The organism is Syntrophaceticus schinkii, from assembly GCF_000946815.1.
Lineage (GTDB): Bacteria > Bacillota > DSM-12270 > Thermacetogeniales > Thermacetogeniaceae > Syntrophaceticus > Syntrophaceticus schinkii.
In genome coordinates this window covers 1-18,371 of sequence record NZ_CDRZ01000021.1, presented here as the reverse complement: position 1 = coordinate 18,371, position 18,371 = coordinate 1, and the positions used below count along the sequence as shown (strand labels likewise).

24 protein-coding genes are annotated in these 18,371 nt (G+C 43.5%); 20 read left to right on the top strand and 4 right to left on the bottom strand.

Annotated features, from left to right (window positions below; genetic code table 11):
• Positions 1-211: 211 nt before the first annotated feature.
• The 17 genes from SSCH_RS01930 (at position 212) to SSCH_RS01850 (ending at position 14,043) form a co-directional block, all read left to right on the top strand.
• Complete coding sequence (locus SSCH_RS01930) at positions 212-625, top strand: type II secretion system F family protein (protein WP_198142091.1); 414 nt, start codon at positions 212-214, stop codon at positions 623-625.
• A 2-nt stretch (positions 626-627) separates the two neighbouring features.
• Positions 628-1,344: a sigma-70 family RNA polymerase sigma factor gene (locus SSCH_RS01925; protein WP_044663994.1), complete on the top strand. Its 717-nt coding sequence runs from the start codon at positions 628-630 to the stop codon at positions 1,342-1,344.
• A 69-nt stretch (positions 1,345-1,413) separates the two neighbouring features.
• A complete protein-coding gene (locus SSCH_RS01920) occupies positions 1,414-2,685 on the top strand; it encodes a DUF7305 domain-containing protein (RefSeq protein ID WP_044663993.1) in 1,272 nt (423 codons plus the stop codon).
• 20 nt (positions 2,686-2,705) lie between these two features.
• Positions 2,706-3,305: an Ig-like domain-containing protein gene (locus SSCH_RS16020; protein WP_052835195.1), complete on the top strand. Its 600-nt coding sequence runs from the start codon at positions 2,706-2,708 to the stop codon at positions 3,303-3,305.
• Between the two features lie 22 nt (positions 3,306-3,327).
• Positions 3,328-3,852: a PulJ/GspJ family protein gene (locus SSCH_RS01910; RefSeq protein ID WP_044663992.1), complete on the top strand. Its 525-nt coding sequence runs from the start codon at positions 3,328-3,330 to the stop codon at positions 3,850-3,852.
• A 106-nt stretch (positions 3,853-3,958) separates the two neighbouring features.
• Entirely contained in the window at positions 3,959-4,972 is a 1,014-nt protein-coding gene (pilM, locus tag SSCH_RS16015; RefSeq protein ID WP_052835194.1) for a type IV pilus biogenesis protein PilM, read from the top strand.
• Between the two features lie 125 nt (positions 4,973-5,097).
• The gene (locus SSCH_RS01900; protein ID WP_044663991.1) at positions 5,098-5,580 is read left to right on the top strand and encodes a PilN domain-containing protein; all 483 of its coding nucleotides are present in this window, start codon (positions 5,098-5,100) and stop codon (positions 5,578-5,580) included.
• Position 5,581: 1 nt separating this feature from the next.
• Positions 5,582-6,139, top strand: a complete 558-nt coding sequence (locus SSCH_RS01895; protein ID WP_044663990.1) for a type IV pilus inner membrane component PilO — start codon at positions 5,582-5,584, stop codon at positions 6,137-6,139.
• Positions 6,136-6,627 (top strand): hypothetical protein, encoded by a 492-nt coding sequence (locus SSCH_RS01890; protein ID WP_044663989.1) that lies wholly within the window; start codon positions 6,136-6,138, stop codon positions 6,625-6,627. Before SSCH_RS01895 ends, SSCH_RS01890 begins: the two co-directional genes overlap by 4 nt.
• 81 nt (positions 6,628-6,708) lie before the next feature.
• A complete protein-coding gene (locus SSCH_RS01885) occupies positions 6,709-8,394 on the top strand; it encodes a GspE/PulE family protein (protein WP_232294157.1) in 1,686 nt (561 codons plus the stop codon).
• Positions 8,395-8,513: 119 nt separating this feature from the next.
• A complete protein-coding gene (locus SSCH_RS20680) occupies positions 8,514-8,873 on the top strand; it encodes a type II secretion system protein (protein WP_269746093.1) in 360 nt (119 codons plus the stop codon).
• 330 nt (positions 8,874-9,203) lie between these two features.
• Positions 9,204-9,515, top strand: a complete 312-nt coding sequence (locus tag SSCH_RS01875; protein WP_232294156.1) for an SMR family transporter — start codon at positions 9,204-9,206, stop codon at positions 9,513-9,515.
• A gap of 170 nt (positions 9,516-9,685) precedes the next feature.
• Positions 9,686-11,101, top strand: coding sequence for a hypothetical protein (locus SSCH_RS01870; protein WP_044663987.1), 1,416 nt, complete (start codon positions 9,686-9,688; stop codon positions 11,099-11,101).
• Positions 11,102-11,118: 17 nt separating this feature from the next.
• Positions 11,119-12,141, top strand: coding sequence for a glycosyltransferase family 2 protein (locus SSCH_RS01865; protein ID WP_044663986.1), 1,023 nt, complete (start codon positions 11,119-11,121; stop codon positions 12,139-12,141).
• A 52-nt stretch (positions 12,142-12,193) separates the two neighbouring features.
• Positions 12,194-12,850, top strand: coding sequence for a class I SAM-dependent methyltransferase (locus SSCH_RS01860; RefSeq protein WP_044663985.1), 657 nt, complete (start codon positions 12,194-12,196; stop codon positions 12,848-12,850).
• A gap of 121 nt (positions 12,851-12,971) precedes the next feature.
• Complete coding sequence (locus tag SSCH_RS01855) at positions 12,972-13,529, top strand: glycosyltransferase family protein (protein WP_044663984.1); 558 nt, start codon at positions 12,972-12,974, stop codon at positions 13,527-13,529.
• A complete protein-coding gene (locus SSCH_RS01850; RefSeq protein WP_198142090.1) occupies positions 13,456-14,043 on the top strand; it encodes a hypothetical protein in 588 nt (195 codons plus the stop codon). The genes SSCH_RS01855 and SSCH_RS01850 overlap by 74 nt, the downstream gene beginning before the upstream one ends.
• A gap of 149 nt (positions 14,044-14,192) precedes the next feature.
• Here the strand turns inward: SSCH_RS01850 and SSCH_RS17185 are convergent, their stop codons facing one another.
• The gene (locus SSCH_RS17185; protein WP_084710843.1) at positions 14,193-14,309 is read right to left on the bottom strand and encodes a DUF4411 family protein; all 117 of its coding nucleotides are present in this window, start codon (positions 14,307-14,309) and stop codon (positions 14,193-14,195) included.
• 7 nt (positions 14,310-14,316) lie between these two features.
• The gene (locus SSCH_RS01845; RefSeq protein ID WP_198142089.1) at positions 14,317-15,171 is read right to left on the bottom strand and encodes an ImmA/IrrE family metallo-endopeptidase; all 855 of its coding nucleotides are present in this window, start codon (positions 15,169-15,171) and stop codon (positions 14,317-14,319) included.
• A gap of 733 nt (positions 15,172-15,904) precedes the next feature.
• Between SSCH_RS01845 and SSCH_RS01835 the strand changes: the two genes are divergently transcribed.
• A complete protein-coding gene (locus SSCH_RS01835; protein ID WP_044663981.1) occupies positions 15,905-16,258 on the top strand; it encodes a DUF5658 family protein in 354 nt (117 codons plus the stop codon).
• Positions 16,259-16,379: 121 nt separating this feature from the next.
• Here SSCH_RS01835 and SSCH_RS20675 read toward each other — a convergent pair whose 3' ends face one another.
• On the bottom strand, positions 16,380-16,742 hold the full coding sequence (locus SSCH_RS20675; protein ID WP_052835193.1) for a prepilin-type N-terminal cleavage/methylation domain-containing protein: 363 nt from the start codon (positions 16,740-16,742) through the stop codon (positions 16,380-16,382).
• Between the two features lie 232 nt (positions 16,743-16,974).
• Between SSCH_RS20675 and SSCH_RS01825 the strand changes: the two genes are divergently transcribed.
• Entirely contained in the window at positions 16,975-17,262 is a 288-nt protein-coding gene (locus SSCH_RS01825; protein ID WP_044663980.1) for a PmbA/TldA family metallopeptidase, read from the top strand.
• 169 nt (positions 17,263-17,431) lie between these two features.
• Here the strand turns inward: SSCH_RS01825 and SSCH_RS01820 are convergent, their stop codons facing one another.
• Positions 17,432-17,752 carry a nucleotidyltransferase domain-containing protein gene (locus SSCH_RS01820; RefSeq protein WP_044663979.1) on the bottom strand — a complete coding sequence of 107 codons (321 nt, stop codon included), beginning with the start codon at positions 17,750-17,752 and terminating at the stop codon, positions 17,432-17,434.
• A 272-nt stretch (positions 17,753-18,024) separates the two neighbouring features.
• Here SSCH_RS01820 and SSCH_RS01815 point away from each other — a divergent pair, with 272 nt between their 5' ends.
• Positions 18,025-18,309, top strand: a complete 285-nt coding sequence (locus SSCH_RS01815) for a hypothetical protein (RefSeq protein ID WP_044663978.1) — start codon at positions 18,025-18,027, stop codon at positions 18,307-18,309.
• Positions 18,310-18,371: the final 62 nt, after the last annotated feature.

Sequence of the window (18,371 nt, the reverse complement as noted above, 5' to 3'; positions counted from 1 at the left end):
TTAGTTTCGGAAACATGCGTATTATTTCCTTTAACTATCTTGCAGTTCCTTGTTCGGTGAAATAATCTGCCGCTTACCAAGACTTGGTTGTCGTATTGTTTTGTCATAGTGCAGGCCCCCTTTGATAATAACCCACACTATTGTCTCATAATTAATTACCGCTGTCCAGTTCCTTTTTCGATAAAATATTTCTTCTAGTCTCTGGAAACCCTTGTCGGGCATAGTAGTTAGAGGCTATGCGTCAGTTCTGGCGGGAGGCATCCCTGTAATACAGGCTCTGGAGACAGCAGGCCCTGCTTCAGGAAGTATTATAGTGGTAGAAGCAGTGGAGGACACCTGTGAGAAGATCCAGGAAGGAAAGAATATAGCCGGACCCCTTGGGGAGAGCGGAGTCTTTGCACCCATGGTGGTACAGATGGTTGCTGTGGGGGAGGAGTCAGGGAACCTGCCTGATATGCTGAGCCGTGTTTCCGGATTTTACGAAGAAGAGGTGGCTACTATGGCCAAAGGATTAACATCGATCATCGAGCCGCTCTTGATTATAATTGTAGGCTGTGTTGTTGGATTTATGGTGATTGCTATGTACCTTCCCATTTTCCTTGTGGTCACCACAGTAGGAGGATAAAGGTGTCACAAAAAACTGTTTGTGGAGCTGTACAGCCTGAACTTGATGATGCAGTATCAGCCTATCTAGAGGATAGGTGCGAAGAAAACCTGCGCCGAATCTTTGTGGCAGCGAGTGCCCTGGTGCACCATTACGGTGACCTTTATTCAGGCAGCCGTCTTTCAGAAGATATCATTCAGGCGGGTTATGAGGGTTTAATGAAAGCGGTACAGCGTTTTGATTCCAATAGAGGTGTCCGCTTTGTCACCTTTGCTTCCCATTACATCATGGGAGAGATGAAGCGCCACCTGCGGCGTGAGGTTTCCTTTGACCGTCCGGGATGGGTGGCGGATCTGCAGTCTCACATCTACCGGACCATAGAGGAGTTATCCCAAAAGAATGGAGAACCCCCAACACTGGATCAGATTGCAGAAGAGGTCAATATCCGCAAGGAAGGTGTCGCCCAGGCCCTGCAGGCAGGACATGTCAGCCTGGACGAGCTTGATATAAAACAGGTCAGACATCTCTACTATGAAAGCTTTCAACTGCCTATCGAAGACAAGATCGTAGTGCGGCAGGCTATGGATCGTTTAAATGAACTGCAGCGCCGTGTGATCTACCTGATCTTCTATCATGACCTGACTCAGCAGCAGGTGGCAGACGAAATAGGAATCGGCCAGCGCCGGGTTTCCCGCCTGATGCACAGGGGGCTGGAGAGCATGGCAGAGTATCTTGCCTGAGGGCTAGCGGGGGTGAGCGTGTTGTTCGATAAGACCAAGTTTAGTACGGGAGTAAGGGGGCGAAGTTCCATGAATCAGGTGTTTAAAGGAGAAAAGGGCTCTGCACTGATAACGGTGCTCATTGTAATGGGTGTCCTGACCGTTTTGGGTGCTGCACTTCTGCATTACAGTTTGACCGATAACCTGCAGGTGTTCAATGATGAGAAACGCATGCAGGCCCATTACCTGGCCAGGTCCGGGGCGGAGGCTGTGGCGGATTATATTATGAAAAATCCGGATGGCGTAGATGAGCTTTTGGGGAAGAAAACTGAACCTGTAGAGCTTGGTGAGGGGACATTTCAAGTTGAAGTTACCAAGAGAGATAACGGGGAATTGTTAATAGAATCGACGGGGGATATTGATGATTTTGAAAGAAAAGTTAAATTGACACTGAAACCTTGTTCACCTTTTGATGCGGCGCTTTTTGGTATAGATGGTATAACTATCAATGGCAAACCGGGGATAGATGGGGATATCGCTACTAACTCGACAGAAAAAAATAAAATTAATATGAACAAAAATGCTCTGGATGAGATTAAGGGTGTAATCAAAGTAGGGCCAGGCGCGGATCCTTCTAATGTAATACACATCAATGGAGGCTCTTTACCTGAGGGAAAAGCTGGCAATCTCGACGAGATTAAAAATTATTCATTACCGTCATTTCCTGAATTTCCGGATGATTTGGTTGATAGAGGATCAATTGAGAATGGAAGAATTGATAATGATGGTAAATACAGTGATATTATAGTTGGTAATTTATTAACGATTTACACAGGCCCTGCAGATGAGGAACGCAATATTCGAGTTGGGAAGCTAAAAGTTAATGGAAATATTGTGATCGAGGGAGAGGGGAAACTAAACCTGTATGTAGATCAGGAATTTGATTTAAATAAGGGAAGTATTAATAATGAAGATAATGTAGATGCATTGATAATGTATTACAAAGGACAAAACAAACTAAAAATCACTGATGGAGAGTTTTATGGATCAATATATACCGCTACTGGGTTTCTTTTTTCTGGTAATGTAATAATTGTAGGGAATATAATTTCAGGAGGCATCGATGATAAATTTCAATGTACAGGTAGTTCTTCTGTTAAGGGAAATATCTATGCTCCAAATGCAATAATCAATTTGAACGGAAATGCAAACATAATTGGTGCAGTTATTGCTAAACAAATTAAATTAAATGGTACCGGTAATAACGATTATAAGATTGAATACAACAATGACATACTATTTCCTTTTTCCGATGATAGTAGTACTCGGAACACATACCGCATAGATGTTTGGAGCGATTAACGAAAGGTGGGTAAATTAGTATGCTGAAGTGCAAAAAAGGATTTACCCTTGTAGAGGTACTTATTTCCATTGTCATCTTAGCGATAATATCTGTTGCCTTGCTTCTGCTTTTCAATCAAAGTTTTGAGGGGATAATAAACTCCGGTCGAAAATCCAAGACAATTTATGAAGAAGGGCAAAAAGAAATAGAAAGGAAAATTTCAAAAGATGTAACTTCTGGCACAGACTCTTTGAAATTAATTTTTAAAGATGCGGATGGGGTCGATCCCGATAAAGAAATCGCAATTAAAGGAGAGATTATCCCCGAAGATAATTTAATTGCATTTAAACCCAACTGCAAAAAAGAGCCAACAGGTGAACCACCAATAGTTCGTGTAACCGGTGTGGATTTGGATTTCAAATCATTGAATCTCGTTAAAGAGACTACCGGTAATTTAACAGCAACAGTTTTGCCTGAAAACGCTACGAATAAAGAAGTTACATGGACTTCTAGTGATATAGGAAAAGCAACAGTAAGCATTGGAGGTGTTGTTACCGCGCTCAGTAAGGGGAAGTGCAAAATTACAGTGACAACGGTAGATGCTGGTAAAACTGCGACTTGTGAAGTACACGTTAAATAATTAATCCGAAAGGGGTGGTCAAATGAATGATGAGCGCGGGTTTTTACTTACTGAATTAACTGTAACTATAGCCCTTCTGGTAGTTGTTCTTGCAGTAGGTTTTATCTTTTTCTTTTTCTGCCAAAGGAGTTTTTACGAGGGCGAAAAAAAGACCATTGTACAAAGCAATGTGCGTTTGGCCGCCAATTATATAACAAAGGAAGTACGCTATGCAGATAATATAAGTGCCACAGATATGTCTGGTGTAAAAAACCACTGCTTGGAATTGGATGATAATAATCTCAAAAAGGTAACTAAGGAATCAGATGGCAGCATTCAGACCCAGACCATTACTAGAGATGATTGCTTGACAGGTCTTTCCTTCTCCGTAGATAAAAATAATAATAATAATAAGGTAGTTCTTATATTTACCATTACAGGGAATGGTGGAACATTAAAAGATGATATAGTAATAGAATCCGAGATGCTGCTGGAAAACATAAGTGCCTCTAAATTTACAGAAATAAAAAATGCACAAGAGATATACTTCACAAAACCACAATTGTAATAATATCAACACCACCCTGATGGACCATCAACCAAAAGGGTTACCCCTTTTTCATAAATGATTCTCACATTCAATTCACTATCCAACAAAGGAGTGAAGCTATGGTATGGGATTTTTGAGACCAAATAATGCAGTGGGTCTGGATATCGATACCGCCGAGATCCGGGCTGTGGAGTTGAGTGGCAGTACGCAGTCACCAAAATTGGTTAGATTCGGACGTATGCCTCTTCCTGGTGGTGCAGTAATAGAAGGGATGATCGCCAATCCAGGGATGGTTGAGGATGCCCTCCACCAACTGTGGTCCGATGCAGGTTTCAGCAGTCGTGAGGTAATCCTGGGAGTCTCCAACCAGGGGGTACTGGTGCGGTTTGCTACTTTTCCGAAGGTTGCCGGCAAAAAAGTGGACAAGCTGATCAGGTTTCAGGCCCAGGAGCACATTCCTTTCCCTTTGGACAGTGTTGTTCTGGACTATATCATTGTGGGAGAGGCTACAGGAGATGTAGGAGATGTCCTGGAGGTACTGCTGGTAGCGGGAAAGCGCGATATGCTCAATATCTTTATTGAGGTTGCTTCAGGTGCTGATCTTAAAGTCAAGGATATTGATGTTTTACCACTTGCGCTCCAGCAGGTCTTACCCTCTGATGATCGTAGAGGTACTGGTGCTATCATAAATATCGCCAATGAACTGAGCAGTATCCTGGTGCTGGAAAATGAGACCCCGCGTTTTGCGCGCATCATCCCTGCCGGTCTCCAGGCGGCAACTGAGTTTTTCAACTGCTCACTGAACGAGGTCGTTCCTGTAACTACAGCCAGTAAGATCGTCTGGTCCGAGGATGCTGTTTCAGCCTGGGGCGACACCCTTACCAATGAGATCAACTCATCCTTGAATTACTACCAGACACAGCACAAGGGTGCAGCAATTGAAAAAATATTTCTCTCAGGAAGAGGCGCCCGGATGGACGGTTTGGCAGAGAGGCTTAAGGAGAATCTCGGCCTTAGGGTGGCGGTTATTCGTCCCCTTGATCGAATTGATGTTCCAGCTAAAAATATAGGCATCAGCAGTGTAGCGCAGGACTTTACTGTAAGTGTCGCCCTGGCGCGGCGTGGACTGGAGGTATAATCTTTGAATAATATCAGTCTTCTTCCTCCTGAGATTAGGCTGAACAGCGTTTTCGCCGGCAGTTAAGGATTTACCTTTTATGCAGTTGCTTTGTCATTTTGGTTTTCCTATGTATTTATGGTGGATTGATCTATCTGACTAACCAGGAAAAGCTGGAGGTTAGCCGGCTGCAGGAGCAAAAAGCGGAAATTACCCGCAAAGCGGCAGCCTATCAGAAATACGGTGATCTGAAAGCAACAGTTGATGCGTTGGAAAAAATCAACGTCGATGCTGCGGGTGTTACCCCCAACTGGTATTACACCTTAGCTGAAGTTGGTTCACATATTCCCGACAGTGTATGGCTGACAGATTACACAACTACCTATCTTCCGGATAAGAAAAAAAATGACAAGGAAGACAATGATGCTGCATCTGAACAAGGTGAGCTGATGATACGGGGTAAAGCCTTTTCCCATAAAGATGTGGCTGTTCTTTTGGAAAATCTGCACGATGTAAAAGGGGTGGATAATATTCGCTGCCAGTTTTCTTCAGAAGAAATGCTGGAGGAGCAGAAGGTATACGGGTTTGAAATAAAGGCTTCGCTGCCTGTACCAAAAGGAGGCAAGTAGCTTGGACCTGGAAAAAAAGAAATCACAACAGACTATTATATCAGTTGTACTGGGTGTTGCTATTCTGGCCTGTATGATTTTTTTGTTATACAACCAGACAAGTGCACTGAAAGAGGCACACTCCCGGGTAGAACAGGAAGAGAGCGCCTTAAAGCAGGAAGAGAGTCGCTTGCTCAACCTGATCAAGCTCAGCAAACAGGCCCCTGAATTAGAGGAGCGAAAAGCCCGCGCAGAGGAGTTGATTCCTCCTTTACCGAACGAAAACCTTCTCATCGCTGGCATCTATGATCTGGCGGATAAATCGAAGACCGATCTTTTAGAGGTACACTTTGATAAAAGGGTCTCCAAAGAGAGCTATGATGAGATGCCTATCAAACTGATTTTTGAGGGCCGCTACCACGGGTTGTTGATTCTTTTGGACAATCTACAGAACTGGAACCGGAATGTCCGTGTCAATGAGGTGCAGGTGAATGAGGGAAGAGATGAATTGCCTCAGATCAAGGCAGAGATAACAGCTGCTGCCTTTTACCAGCAGCAGGGGAAGGAGGCACAAGAATGAGATCCAGATTATGTGTTTTCATCTGTTCCTGCCTGCTGGCTTTGGGACTGATAGGTTGCTTCACACCTGAGGAGACTGCTACAAACCTTTCTCCTTCTAAAACATATGGTGAAGCGAAAAATACTGAAACTAAGAAAGAAGTTCTGCCTCTGGATAATGCCTCAGCAGTTGTACCGGTGCGTGACCCCTTTATGCCCTTGATTGTGGCCTCTGCTCCCAGTGAGGGACAAACAGATAAGGGACAAAATACTGGGGGTACTACAGAACCCAAAGACAGTCAGGAGATAACATTTGAACTGGTTGCTGTCTATCAACAAAACGGTACTATCTATGTATCCCTCAGGGACGGCAATCTGCTGGCTGATGTAACTGTAGGCGAGGTTTTCGGCGGGTATGAGGTTACCAAGATCGATCTTCAAAACAATCAGGTTATCCTGAAAAAGGACGGGCAGATAGTAGTTTTGAAATATAGCTCATCGACAAAATAGTATCAATAATGCAGGAAATACGAGTATTTTAACGAAATGCTGGGTACGATGCAATATTCAGGTTATAAGAGGTGCAATTATTTGGCAAGACAAGGACAAAACTACCTGGGTGACCTGCTGGTTAAAACCGGTGCAATTACAAAGGAGCAGTTGGAGCATGCCCTCAAGCAGCAGAGTATGAATAAAGGCAGTAAGGGTATGCTCGGCCGCACACTTGTACAGCTTGGTTACTGTACAGAAGATGATATTGCCGGGGTGGTTGCTCTGCAAAACGATGTGCCCTATGTATCTTTAGAGACATACAAAATTGATGATGCAGCATCCAGTTTGATCACTCCTGAAATAGCACGCAGGTACAGTGCTCTACCTATTGGTTTTGACAAGGGTAAGCTGTTGGTGGCTATGATGCACCCAAAAGATATCATAGCTATTGATGATCTGCGCATCCATACAGGCTATGACTTCCAACCGGTTGTTTGTGCAGATGGTGAACTGATGGCAGCAATTGAGAGATACAGCCGCACCTGTACAAGTGTTGAGCAGACAGCAGAGGAAGAGGTAGAGATCGAAGAAGTTGCCCCGGAAGTGGATGACGCTTCGGAAAAGCCAGCGGTTCACCTGGCCAACACGATCTTCAACCAGGCTGTACGTGCCGGCACAAGCGATATCCACATCGAACCACAGGAAAAAAGCATGCGGGTGCGTTTCCGCATCGATGGTGTTCTGCATGACGCGATGCAGCCTCCCAAGAAACTCCATGCACCCCTGGTTTCACGCATCAAGGTGATGGCCAATATGGATATCGCTGAGCGGCGTATCCCCCAGGATGGGCGTATCAGCTTAAAGATTGAGAATAAAGCAGTTGATGTCCGGGTGGCCACACTGCCCACCGCCTATGGGGAGAAGGTGACCATGAGGCTGCTCAACCGCTCCAGCAGGCTGATCACCCTGGAGGAACTGGGATTCCCCCTCCTGGAACTGGAGAAGTACAGGCGCATCGTGCATATGCCTTACGGATTTATCTTAGTGACAGGCCCTACAGGGAGCGGCAAAAGCACCACACTTTATGCTACTCTGTCAGCTGTCAACTCTGTAGAAAAGAACATCATCACAGTGGAGGACCCCATCGAATACCGCCTCGACGGCTTAAACCAGGTACAGGTCAATGTCCGCGCAGGGCTTACCTTTGCTAATGGCCTGCGCTCAATCTTAAGAAGTGACCCCGATATCATCATGATCGGAGAGATCCGTGATGCGGAAACAGCCCGTATAGCTGTGGAATCCGCTCTTACAGGGCACCTTGTTTTTTCCACCATCCACACCAATGATGCCGCAGGAGCGATCACCAGGCTGGGGGACATGGGAATCGAAACCTTTCTCACCGCCTCCTCACTGGCCGGTGTGGTGGCCCAGCGCCTGGCCCGCATCCTCTGCACTCACTGTAAGGAGGCCTATGAGATAAGCAGGGATGAACTCCTGTCCAATATTCCCGACTTTCCCCTGGATGAAGGGGAAGAAAAGCTGACACTCTACCGCTCCAAAGGCTGCTTCCGCTGCAGCAACACCGGCTACAAAGGCCGTGTCGGTATCTACGAACTGCTGCTGGTCAACGAAGAGATCCAGCGACTGACACTAAAACATGCCTCCAGCTCAGAAATCAACGATGCCGCAGTGGCCGCAGGCATGACCTCCCTCAGACAGGATGGGCTGCGGAAAGTGAAGCAGGGGGTTACATCTGTGGAAGAGATCATGCGGGTGATTGTCTAATAGTTGTAATGTGTCGATAATTCAAGGAAAATAAATGTGGTATATTATTCCGGAAGGTGTCTAAAAAGGAGAAGTTGTCGGTATAACATATATAGAGTCGAGGGAGAGGAGGTGAAATCATGGATAGAATCTATAAGATGATGAAAAGGAACAACAAGGGTTTTACACTGGTTGAGTTGATGGTTGTACTGCTGATTATTGGGATTTTGGTGGCGATCGCGATACCGATTTATAATAAGACGCAGGAAAATGCACAAAAGAGGGCATGCCAGTCAAACCTGCGCACACTTGACAGTGCTGCTGCCCAGTATGGAGCTGCGACAGGAAACTATCCAACTGATCCATTAAACAATGCTAATTTTGTAGGAGAAAATGGTTACGTTAAAACTAAGCCAACTTGTCCTGCCGGTGGTGTATACAACTATGATGCTACAAATGGGAAATTTTCATGTAATGTTCCAGATCACGTATACCCATAACCTATACGTATTGCTACCGGTTACGGGGAATAAAGGTACCGGGTACCACCCGACAACAACAAATGGGATGGTGTTGCGGCTTAAGATGAAAAGGACCCCAGCGGAGAAATCCATAGGGGTCTTTTTTATGTCGATATTGGATGTTACGCTCACAATTCAAATGATCGCTATTTTTAGATCAAAGGTATGATAGGATTATTGCTAGTAGCGGAGAAGCAGGGTAATGCATGTGGTGGTAAGGCAGTAAAGCAACTTGGAAGGAAAACAATAAGCGAAAACGAAACTAACAGGGATGTCAAGCATTCTTTTCAAATATAGGGAGGGGTTTTGTTGACTTGGCTTTTTGCTGGTTTATCGGTGGTGCTTGGTTCGGTGGGACAGGTCTATCTTAAATTGGGAAGTGGAAAAATATTTGAGCTGCATACGATCATCGGTATTATTTTCTATGGGGTTGCATTTTTGTTATGGCTTCAGGTATTGGCAGCCTGGCCGCTCTCCAAGGCATATCCCCTGCTGGCAGTAAATTTTATTTTGGTGGCAGTTTTTTCGTCAATATTTCTCCATGAACAGTTTTCTGCAGGGAGCATTTTGGGTACTATTTTGTGCACTATCGGGGTGGTTTGTGTTGGGTTGAGCAAATAAAACTATTATTATTATTTACTAATTTACCAGAAATAGCAGGATTCATGTTGCTATATGGTGAAATAACAATATTATTCCTGTATTCGTGAGATATTCATAAGACTGTTTATGCAGTTGTTGAGAGGAAACTGCTGTGATTCGAAAGCAAAAAGGGTTGAGGGGGCTTTTGCATGAGGGGTTTAGGTATTTTCCGTGTTTTTTGGGAGAAAATTTGGGCGGGGTTGTTCCTTGTTATTGCTGTACTTGCCGCGGCTTTCCAGGCGGGACATGCTTTTTTAGAAGGGGATACCTTCTGGCACATCAAGACTGGGCAGTGGATTCTGGAAAACCGGGTGATCCCGTTGCACGATCCATTTTCCTGGTCGGCTAACGGCAATCCATGGACAGCTCATGAATGGTTGTGGGATCTGGCAGCTGGTTGGGCATGGAATACCGCGGGCAAGTGGGGATTATGGGCCTTGATGTTGATCGGTATTGCTCTTTTTGCGTCTGCACTGTGGTTGATCTTGCGCCGTATTTCTACACCTCTGACCGCATCTGTTTTGACCGGGGTTGTGCTGATTATCGTGCCATCTTTTTGGTGTGCACGCCCGCATGTTCTGGCTACCGGTTTGTTTGCGGTGTGGATTGCCCTGCTCATCTTCGGCCGGGAGCGACCGCCCCTCCTCTACTGGCTGATACCGGTGGCAGTAGTGTGGGCCAATGTACATGGTTCGGTGCTCTTAGGGGTTGGATTTATTGTTGTGGCTCTTTTGTGCGGCTTTTTAGAAAAGGATTCACCCAAATACCAACGAACACTGCTGCTTGTTTTTGTTATTTCTTTGTTGGCCGTATGTCTCACTCCACAGGGCATCAAAATTTACAGCTATGTTGTCCAATTGACTTCTCATTCCGGAATGATGGATTCTATCAGCGAATGGCAGTCACCTAATTTTCATAATACATATATGCTGCCCTTCCTGATCATGATAGGAATTGTGATCTGTCTTTTGCTGTTAAAGCCGCGCCAGGTTTCTCTTTTTCATGGCTTTCTTGTTGCAATTACCTTAATCATGTCACTTCTTCAGGTACGCCAGGCTCCCCTGTTTTACTTTTCAGCAGTAATCCTTATTGCTGATCAATTGCCCTGGGATCAGCAGACTACCCCCAAATCCATAGATCTATTGTCTGTGATTCTTGTTGCTGGTCTGATCTTCACAGCCTGGCCTTTTCAGGTTTCGTGGACGGAGTCACCAAGGGAGGGGCAGCTTTATCCGGAGCAGGCTTTAGAGTACATCAAGGAACATGGCTATACTGAGCGTATCTTCAATGATTATTCATGGGGTGGGTATCTGATATTTAATGATGTAAAGGTCTTTGTTGATGGGCGGGCCGATATGTATGTTTTATCGGGAACCAGTGTTTTCGAAGATTATCTACAACTAAGGCATGGTTCATTCAATAACCCTTTACAGATATTAGATAATTATCAGGTAGAGGTGGTCTTGATACCTCCTGATCGTTCTCTGAGATGGGCACTGGAGCATGCTCCCAACTGGAGGAAGGCCTATTTCAGTTATCCTGCTGTTGTTTTTGTCCGGGAATAACAAGGAGTGAATAATAAATGGGTTATGATGACCGGTATCTGATTTCAGTTGTCGCCCCTGTTTACAATGAATCAGCAAATATAGAGGCCTTTTATGGTCGGGTGACTGATGTTTTGCAGAACACCGCTTATGACTATGAAATAATATTTGTCAATGACGGCAGTAAAGATGACTCTATGGCTATGCTGACAAAGCTTGCCTATAAGAACTCCAAAGTAAAAGTTATCGACTTGAGCAGGAATTTCGGTAAGGAAATCGCTCTTTCCGCAGGGATCGATTATGCGTCCGGTGATGCCGTAATACCTATCGATGCAGACCTGCAGGATCCTCCTGAATTGATTCCAAAGCTGATTGCCAAGTGGCAGGAAGGATACGATGTGGTTTATGCCACTCGAACGGAAAGGGCAGGGGAAACCTGGTTAAAAAAATATACAGCACATCTATTTTATCGAACAATCAATAAACTGACGAAAATAGAAATACCAGCAGACACAGGGGACTTTCGTCTTTTGAGCAAGCCAGTTGTAGAAGCCTTGAAACAGATGCCGGAAAGAAACCGCTTTATGAAAGGGCTTTTCAGTTGGGTGGGATTTCGCCAGACGGGTGTTCAGTACCAAAGAGATTCTCGTAACGCAGGTAAAAGCAAATATAACTATTCGAAAATGTGGAACCATGCATTAGATGGTATAACCTCATTTAGTAGGGTACCGCTGCAGTTTGCTGCATACTTTGGTTTTATTGTAGCGTTTACTGCTTTTATTTATGCCATATTTATTATTGTACGTACCCTGTTTTTTGTCCATGATCTTCCCGGATACCCATCACTGATTACAATCATTCTTTTCCTGGGTGGTGTGCAGTTGATGACTATCGGTATTTTAGGTGAGTACATAGGCCGCATTTACAATGAAGTAAAAGAGCGCCCCCTTTATCTAATCAGGGCGAAATATGGTTTCTCTGATCAAACAATTGCCCCAATGGCGAAAGATCAAGAAACTGCGGATGTGTTCAGCTCTATTTCTCATTCATTTTTAGAGTGAACAAACCTTATTTGATACATATAACCGGATGGAGGGTAATGTTATATCTACAATGCCAAAAGAAAGCAATGATGTATCCTTTACGCCCAAAGCATGGAGCAATTCGCGGAGGGATTTAATTGTTTCTTTTTTAAGAAGGTTTTCAGCCTCATCCCCACTTCTGGATGTGGGATGTGGCCCTGGTGAGCCATGGCCTGGCTTTGATACCTTTGGGCTGGATGTCAACCCCGAAGCAGTTGAATCAGCAAAGATGCAGGGGATCAATGCTGTAATTGGAGATGCCTGCCGGATACCATATGATAACGAGAAGTTTTATACAGTACTTATGTTAGATGTGCTGGAGCATATTGACAACCAGAGCCTTGCACTAAGAGAAGTAAAGCGGGTTCTTAAAAATAATGGGCTGCTAATTTTATCTGTGCCTCTATATCCTTTTTTTTGGAGCTACCATGATGTACAAGTCGGGCATGTCCGAAGATATACACCGCGAGAGTTAGCAAGATATCTTAAGCAGGAAGGGGTACAGATATTGTACCGCACATGCTGGAACATACTGGGGCTTCCAGGAGCATCGCTGCGTAAGTTTGGATTAAAAATTGATAAGGCATCTGAACTGGCCCGTCCGGTGCTCAAATTGGAATCATCTTGCGCATCTCGCCTGCCCTTACCCTTTGGTTTAAGTGAGTTTTGGGTAGCGAAAAAGATTTAATGTGGGTATAGTGGGCCGAAAGCTGCAGCACGATAAGTTTTCTAAAGGGTTCATTTTGGGTTTTTTTGTACTGTCACTTTGCTTTGTCTTTGCCTTGATCAAATCAGGTTGGTGATTTAGAGTGAAGCAAACTATTAAATATTGTTTTTTATGTTTTCTGCTTTCCAGGTTGATTGTTTTGGGGGTTGCCTACGCAACTTTTTATTCCTTTGATACTCCTCCTGCTCCTCCTGGTTATGCTGAAACACAGGGGCCTCTTGATCGCAAGCCCCTTAATGTGCTCTTTTTCTATGATTCAGTACACTATCTCACCATTGTTAATGAGGGATATGGTTTATTTCAAACCGCCTGGTTTCCCTTATATCCCTTGTTAATACGACTTACAGGAGGGACTGCTGCCTCTGCTGTTGCTGTATCTAATATTATGTTTTTCTTGGGTTTGTTGGCTGTCTTCAAGCTGGGTGGTCGAAAGGCTGTGCTGCTTACTTCTGTTTCACCGATAGGGATTGTGTTTTCAGCGGCTTATTCGGAGTCTCTTTTTTTTCTGCATCTGTTCATGGTTTTTTGTTTTTTTGAAGGAGCAGAAATATCTATATGCCGGTACATTGGCCGGGCTGGGGGCGATGTGCAGGTCACCGGGTTGGGTGTTGATCGCTGCTTTGGCGTTATCTATTTTTGACAGATATAAGATCAAGGAAAAAGTGATTTCTTTTGGGGTGGGTAGTTTAATTGGCCTGCTCTTTCCTGCTTTTCTGCTGGCGGTATTTAAAGATGTACAGGTGTTCACTATTGTTAACAATGCTTTGTTCTCACGGGTACTGATGCCCTTCTGGTGGGGGACTGTTCAGGATATTTCAAGAATATTTGCGGGTCAATTCTATCCGGCACTGATAACTGTAGTGGTCTTAAACCTATCTGGATGGCTTTGGATCTTCGCCTCTTTCTTTGCACCCCGATTAAGACTGGCAGGTTTTTTATATGCTTTGATGGTCCTCTCTTTTCCCATCACCAGAATGGATTATGTCCATGCTACCTTTGGTTTGCTGAGATATGCTTGTGTTTGGCCGGGAGCATATCTGGGCTTGGAACAAATGCTTCGAACCAGGACGGGATATTATCTGTTCATCATAGCTTCAAGCGCTCTGGCGGTTTTTGTATCATTTCTGGTGGCACAAAAAGCATTTATCTTTTAATGGTACTGGTTACCACCCGACTTTTGTCGAATATCAGTGAGGGAAACAAAATAATCCTTTGTGTCTAATGTGGGTAATGTAATCGTAACGATTATTCAAGTTGTTAGTGCTTCCAGTTATTCCTAGGCGGCTGTCATCTTTTATTACTGTTATGCGATTTCAAATCCTATAAGCTTTACACCCATTATACGCAACATAGTAAATGTATCTATGCAAGGAACCTTGAATGCTTGGCACACATTTGGAATAGGAACTTTGTTCTTAATACCTGGTTTAAATTCCTAACTCAAGTGTTTCAACAAACCGCTCAAAGGTTTTTCCATAGAGTCCTGTCAGCTGATAGGCATCGTGGTACATGAGCTTGCCTTCTTCAACTGCGCTTTTAATTGTTTTTGCAAAATACCGACCAACACGTAAGTTTTGAGTTGCGTAGAAGTTTCCACCCTTTTTACTTTGAGGAACAGATCGTTCTTTTGCTTTATATTTATGATAGAAATCAAGAAACTCTTCTTTTTTAATAAATCCGAGATCAAGTGTTCTGCGAGCAACAACTAACTCGCTAACCTTAAACTGGCGAGCCAGTGTTTGATACACTTCTGGTTCTCTATACGTAGAAAACCATATTTCACGAAGTTTATCTTCTGGAACAAGAAATTCGGCTGCTATCATATTACTAACCCGTTCAAGTTTCTCACTGGCTGGTTGAAGTTCCCGAAGATCAAAAATAGCGCTAGAGCCTAACCATAAATGAGCCAGTTCATGGCCCAAAGTAAACATTTGCGCTGCTTTACCATCCGCCCCGTTAACGAAAACTAGCGGTGCATAATCATCTACTAAAACAAAACCACGAAATTCATCAGGATTTAACTTGCGTTTAGTATTGTTGGCAACAATGCCGTTAACAACCAAAATAATACCTATACTTTCTATCCTGTTCTGCAATTCCCTTAATGCTCTGGTCCAATTCGGTATGTCAGCAACCCATCCATCTTGGAGACCAAGAGCTATTCTCATTTCGTAAGCAACGGTACGCGGATCATCTTCAATACTCGACGAACCAACAAATGGCAGAGCTTCCTGTCCCTGTTCAATAAGATAGTCTCGCATCCATGCTTGACGCTGCATCATTGTTTGAACAGTTTCGATAAGATTAGGGCTTAAGGCATGTAAAGGAAAATCGGTAATCGTTCGAAAATAGGGTGCGGGTAATTGTTCCAGTGGTGGTTCAGAAAGAAAGAAGTAGCCGAGGCGGGTAATAAGTTCGCCTAGCTAAATCTTCCAGTTGCCGCATTGTCGGTTTGCTCTCACCACTAAGCCACTCCCTTATTTTTGGAAGCCTACGGTTAATTGTGTCAATATTTTCCGAGCGGCTTAATGCCCAGCGAAGAACGGACGTACTTACATCTACCCTAACCGTGGTAGATTTTGTTTTTTTCTCTTTCTTCATACGTCTGATCCTCCTTTCAAAATGCTACTTGCATAGCATTTTGTATATGCGGCAACTCACTCCTATAAATTCTATTATATTTCCAGTTTACACTGGTATCTGCAAAAGGGCAATAACTTGTTTTTTTGAAGTTTGTAATGTAGCATATCAAGAAAAGAGTTTAGCTTGGTACCGCAAAGATACCGGTTACAACCCGCATTTTGTCGATACCGGCGAATATGAAATATGTACCAAGCTCGGGGAGAAAAAGCGCATCCCCTCGCAACGGCTCAACGGTACAGATGTGACAACCTTAAAAATATGGGCTGGAAAAAGCACTTTCAGCTATACTGGGTCAGTTGAACAGTAAGCAGTGTCATCTTAACTGCTCTCGGGAATACTATATATTAGTATCATTTTCCAGGGAGCAGTTAGATGACCGTATCTTTTGATAAAACATCTTCAAAATTCTCAGGTGGGCTTTCCCGGTTGCTTTGGGCAGTGGCAGCTTTAAACATTTTCGACCTGATCTCTACCTATTGGCTGGTATCTTCATATGGGACCGGAATTGAGTTTAACCCCCTGATGCGCTCTCTCTTTGAAACAAGCCCGGTGAATGCCGCTCTTTTCAAGCTGGCTCTGCTCATCTTTTACCTGATTTTGATTCCTTTTGCCGCACGAAGGAACTATACACTTGCCTATCGCGGTACCCAGTTTGTTGTATTCATCTATTTCATGGCTGTTGTGGCACATCTGGTGGTTTATTATCAACACGGACTGCTGCTATAGAAACGGGAGGCAAGATTCTTTTTGTTGCCTGGTTATTCAAGAAGTAAGAGTGCGGTCGCCTTATCCAAATAGCTGTTAGTAGGGTGTCAGCAGTTGTAAAAAGCCAGGAAGGATTATTGTCTTACGGATATTTGTGTGTTTCATTCTGATTGGGACATTCAAAGAAGTGTGTAAATTCATTATAAATATAAGATCTGGTCGGATCGGAGGGGCATTTTGGCTCCTCCTTAAAGTATATTGCCAGATCTTCCTGCCATTTTTCTTCTGTTGGCCACTCATCGTTGTCAGCATAGTAGCGTGTAACTATTTCGTCCAGTGTGCGTAGATTGGCTTGACATGCTTTCTTCTTGGCTTCTTCCCCTGAGGCATTATAGAGGGGAACCGCAATAGCGACCAAGATTCCAATAATAAGCAGCACAATCACTAATTCAAGCAGGGTAAAGCCCCGGTAATTGTTGATGGGGTGTCCGATCCTCTTTAACATATCGTACCACCTTCATCCTTTTTCTCCTTATATTATTGTTATACCGGATATTTGTCATTTTTAGACGGTATATGTAATATTTTTTGGATAAATCAATAAAGCATGCCAATGGCCTCTTTTGGGGGTCTTTTTTTGCATATGCAGCGGTGAAAAAGTAGACAATAGGAAATAACCAGAGTATTATGGAAGAAATAATATGGAGAAATATTATCCAGGTTTGTGAGGGAAGTGTATGATTGCCAAAGTTGATCTAGAAGAGGTTTTACAGGTTGCCGGCAGGAATGGGGACTTTGCTGAGGTCTTTATGGAGAGGAGCGTTCAGACCAGGGTCAGCATGGAGGCTGGGAAGATCGAGCGGGTGATCTCCGGGCGTGACCAGGGGACCGGGATTAGGGTTGGTGCGGCGGGGGAGAATACCGCTTATGGTTATACAACTGATCTTACTAGCAAGCTCGGGGAGAAAAGCGCCTCCCCTCGCAACGGTACCGGTTACCACCCGACTTTTGTCGAAAACCAGTGAACGGGACAGTGCAGTGTGATTTTCTGATATATAGAGTGCTTTGCGCTACGGTAAGCGCTACTGCTGGCCAAAGTGGGTCCGGCAGCAGACAAAAATATATTATTTAAGATAATTGTTAACATGAATTTAGATGGGCTAAATGTTAAGCTTTGCCCGTCAAGTTATAGCTTTATTTTATCTCTCTTCCAGTATTTATTATTTCTCTTACAAATGGGTTGGATAAATTAAAATCGCTTGTTTTAAATGGTCGAGGCTCAATTCTATTATCTATTTTTCTTCTAATTTTCATGAGCATTAAAGTATCCTCTATTGGATCTCCACTGAAATCATCTCCAACTACTGCTATATCTATATCACTATCTGGAGAATAAGTACCTTTCGCATATGAGCCATATAAATATATGTGTTTTACGTCTATTTTTTCTTTCAAAAACATCCCGTACTTTTTTACAATATCTTCTACTTTTCTTCTATCATCGAAAGAAGCCATATTCTCAACTCCTTTATTTTTTCTAGATTATCTGTTGTAAAAACATAATCACATTTCTTATAGAAACTTTGCTTATAATCGGGATATCGTGCATTAATATTAAACCTATAGCCGGCAAGTAACCCCTAATAAAGCTGCCCAAGCTCTTGCCATTGCTAGCTTTTTAAGTAGCAAAACCTATAAAATATTTTGCACAAAAAGGAGGAAGACACCCCTCAAAAATCTAATTGGATAGGTGAGACCCAAAATCCAATAGAAGGGATGTCTTCAATATGAAAGTACAACAAACAACCACACATTGTCAAGCACCTCCTTTACCCAGACGTGAAAAAAGAAAGATTGAACTTGAAAAATACCGTTTACAAAAGAAAATCCGTAAATTTAATTTGCCAGTTACTTTTGATAACGATACAACCACTAAATTCGCCAATTTTGGCCCTGTAGAATCTTTTAAACAGGCAATTGGTTTCAAGGAACTTATCAAAAGCACTTTTACCATGCGCAAAGCACCTAACAGCAAATATCAGTCTCAAGAAATGCTCGAATTTTCTGGTTGATGCTCAAATTCTTGGTCTATCTCGATTCGAGCACATCAATGATTTACGTTACGACCCGGGTT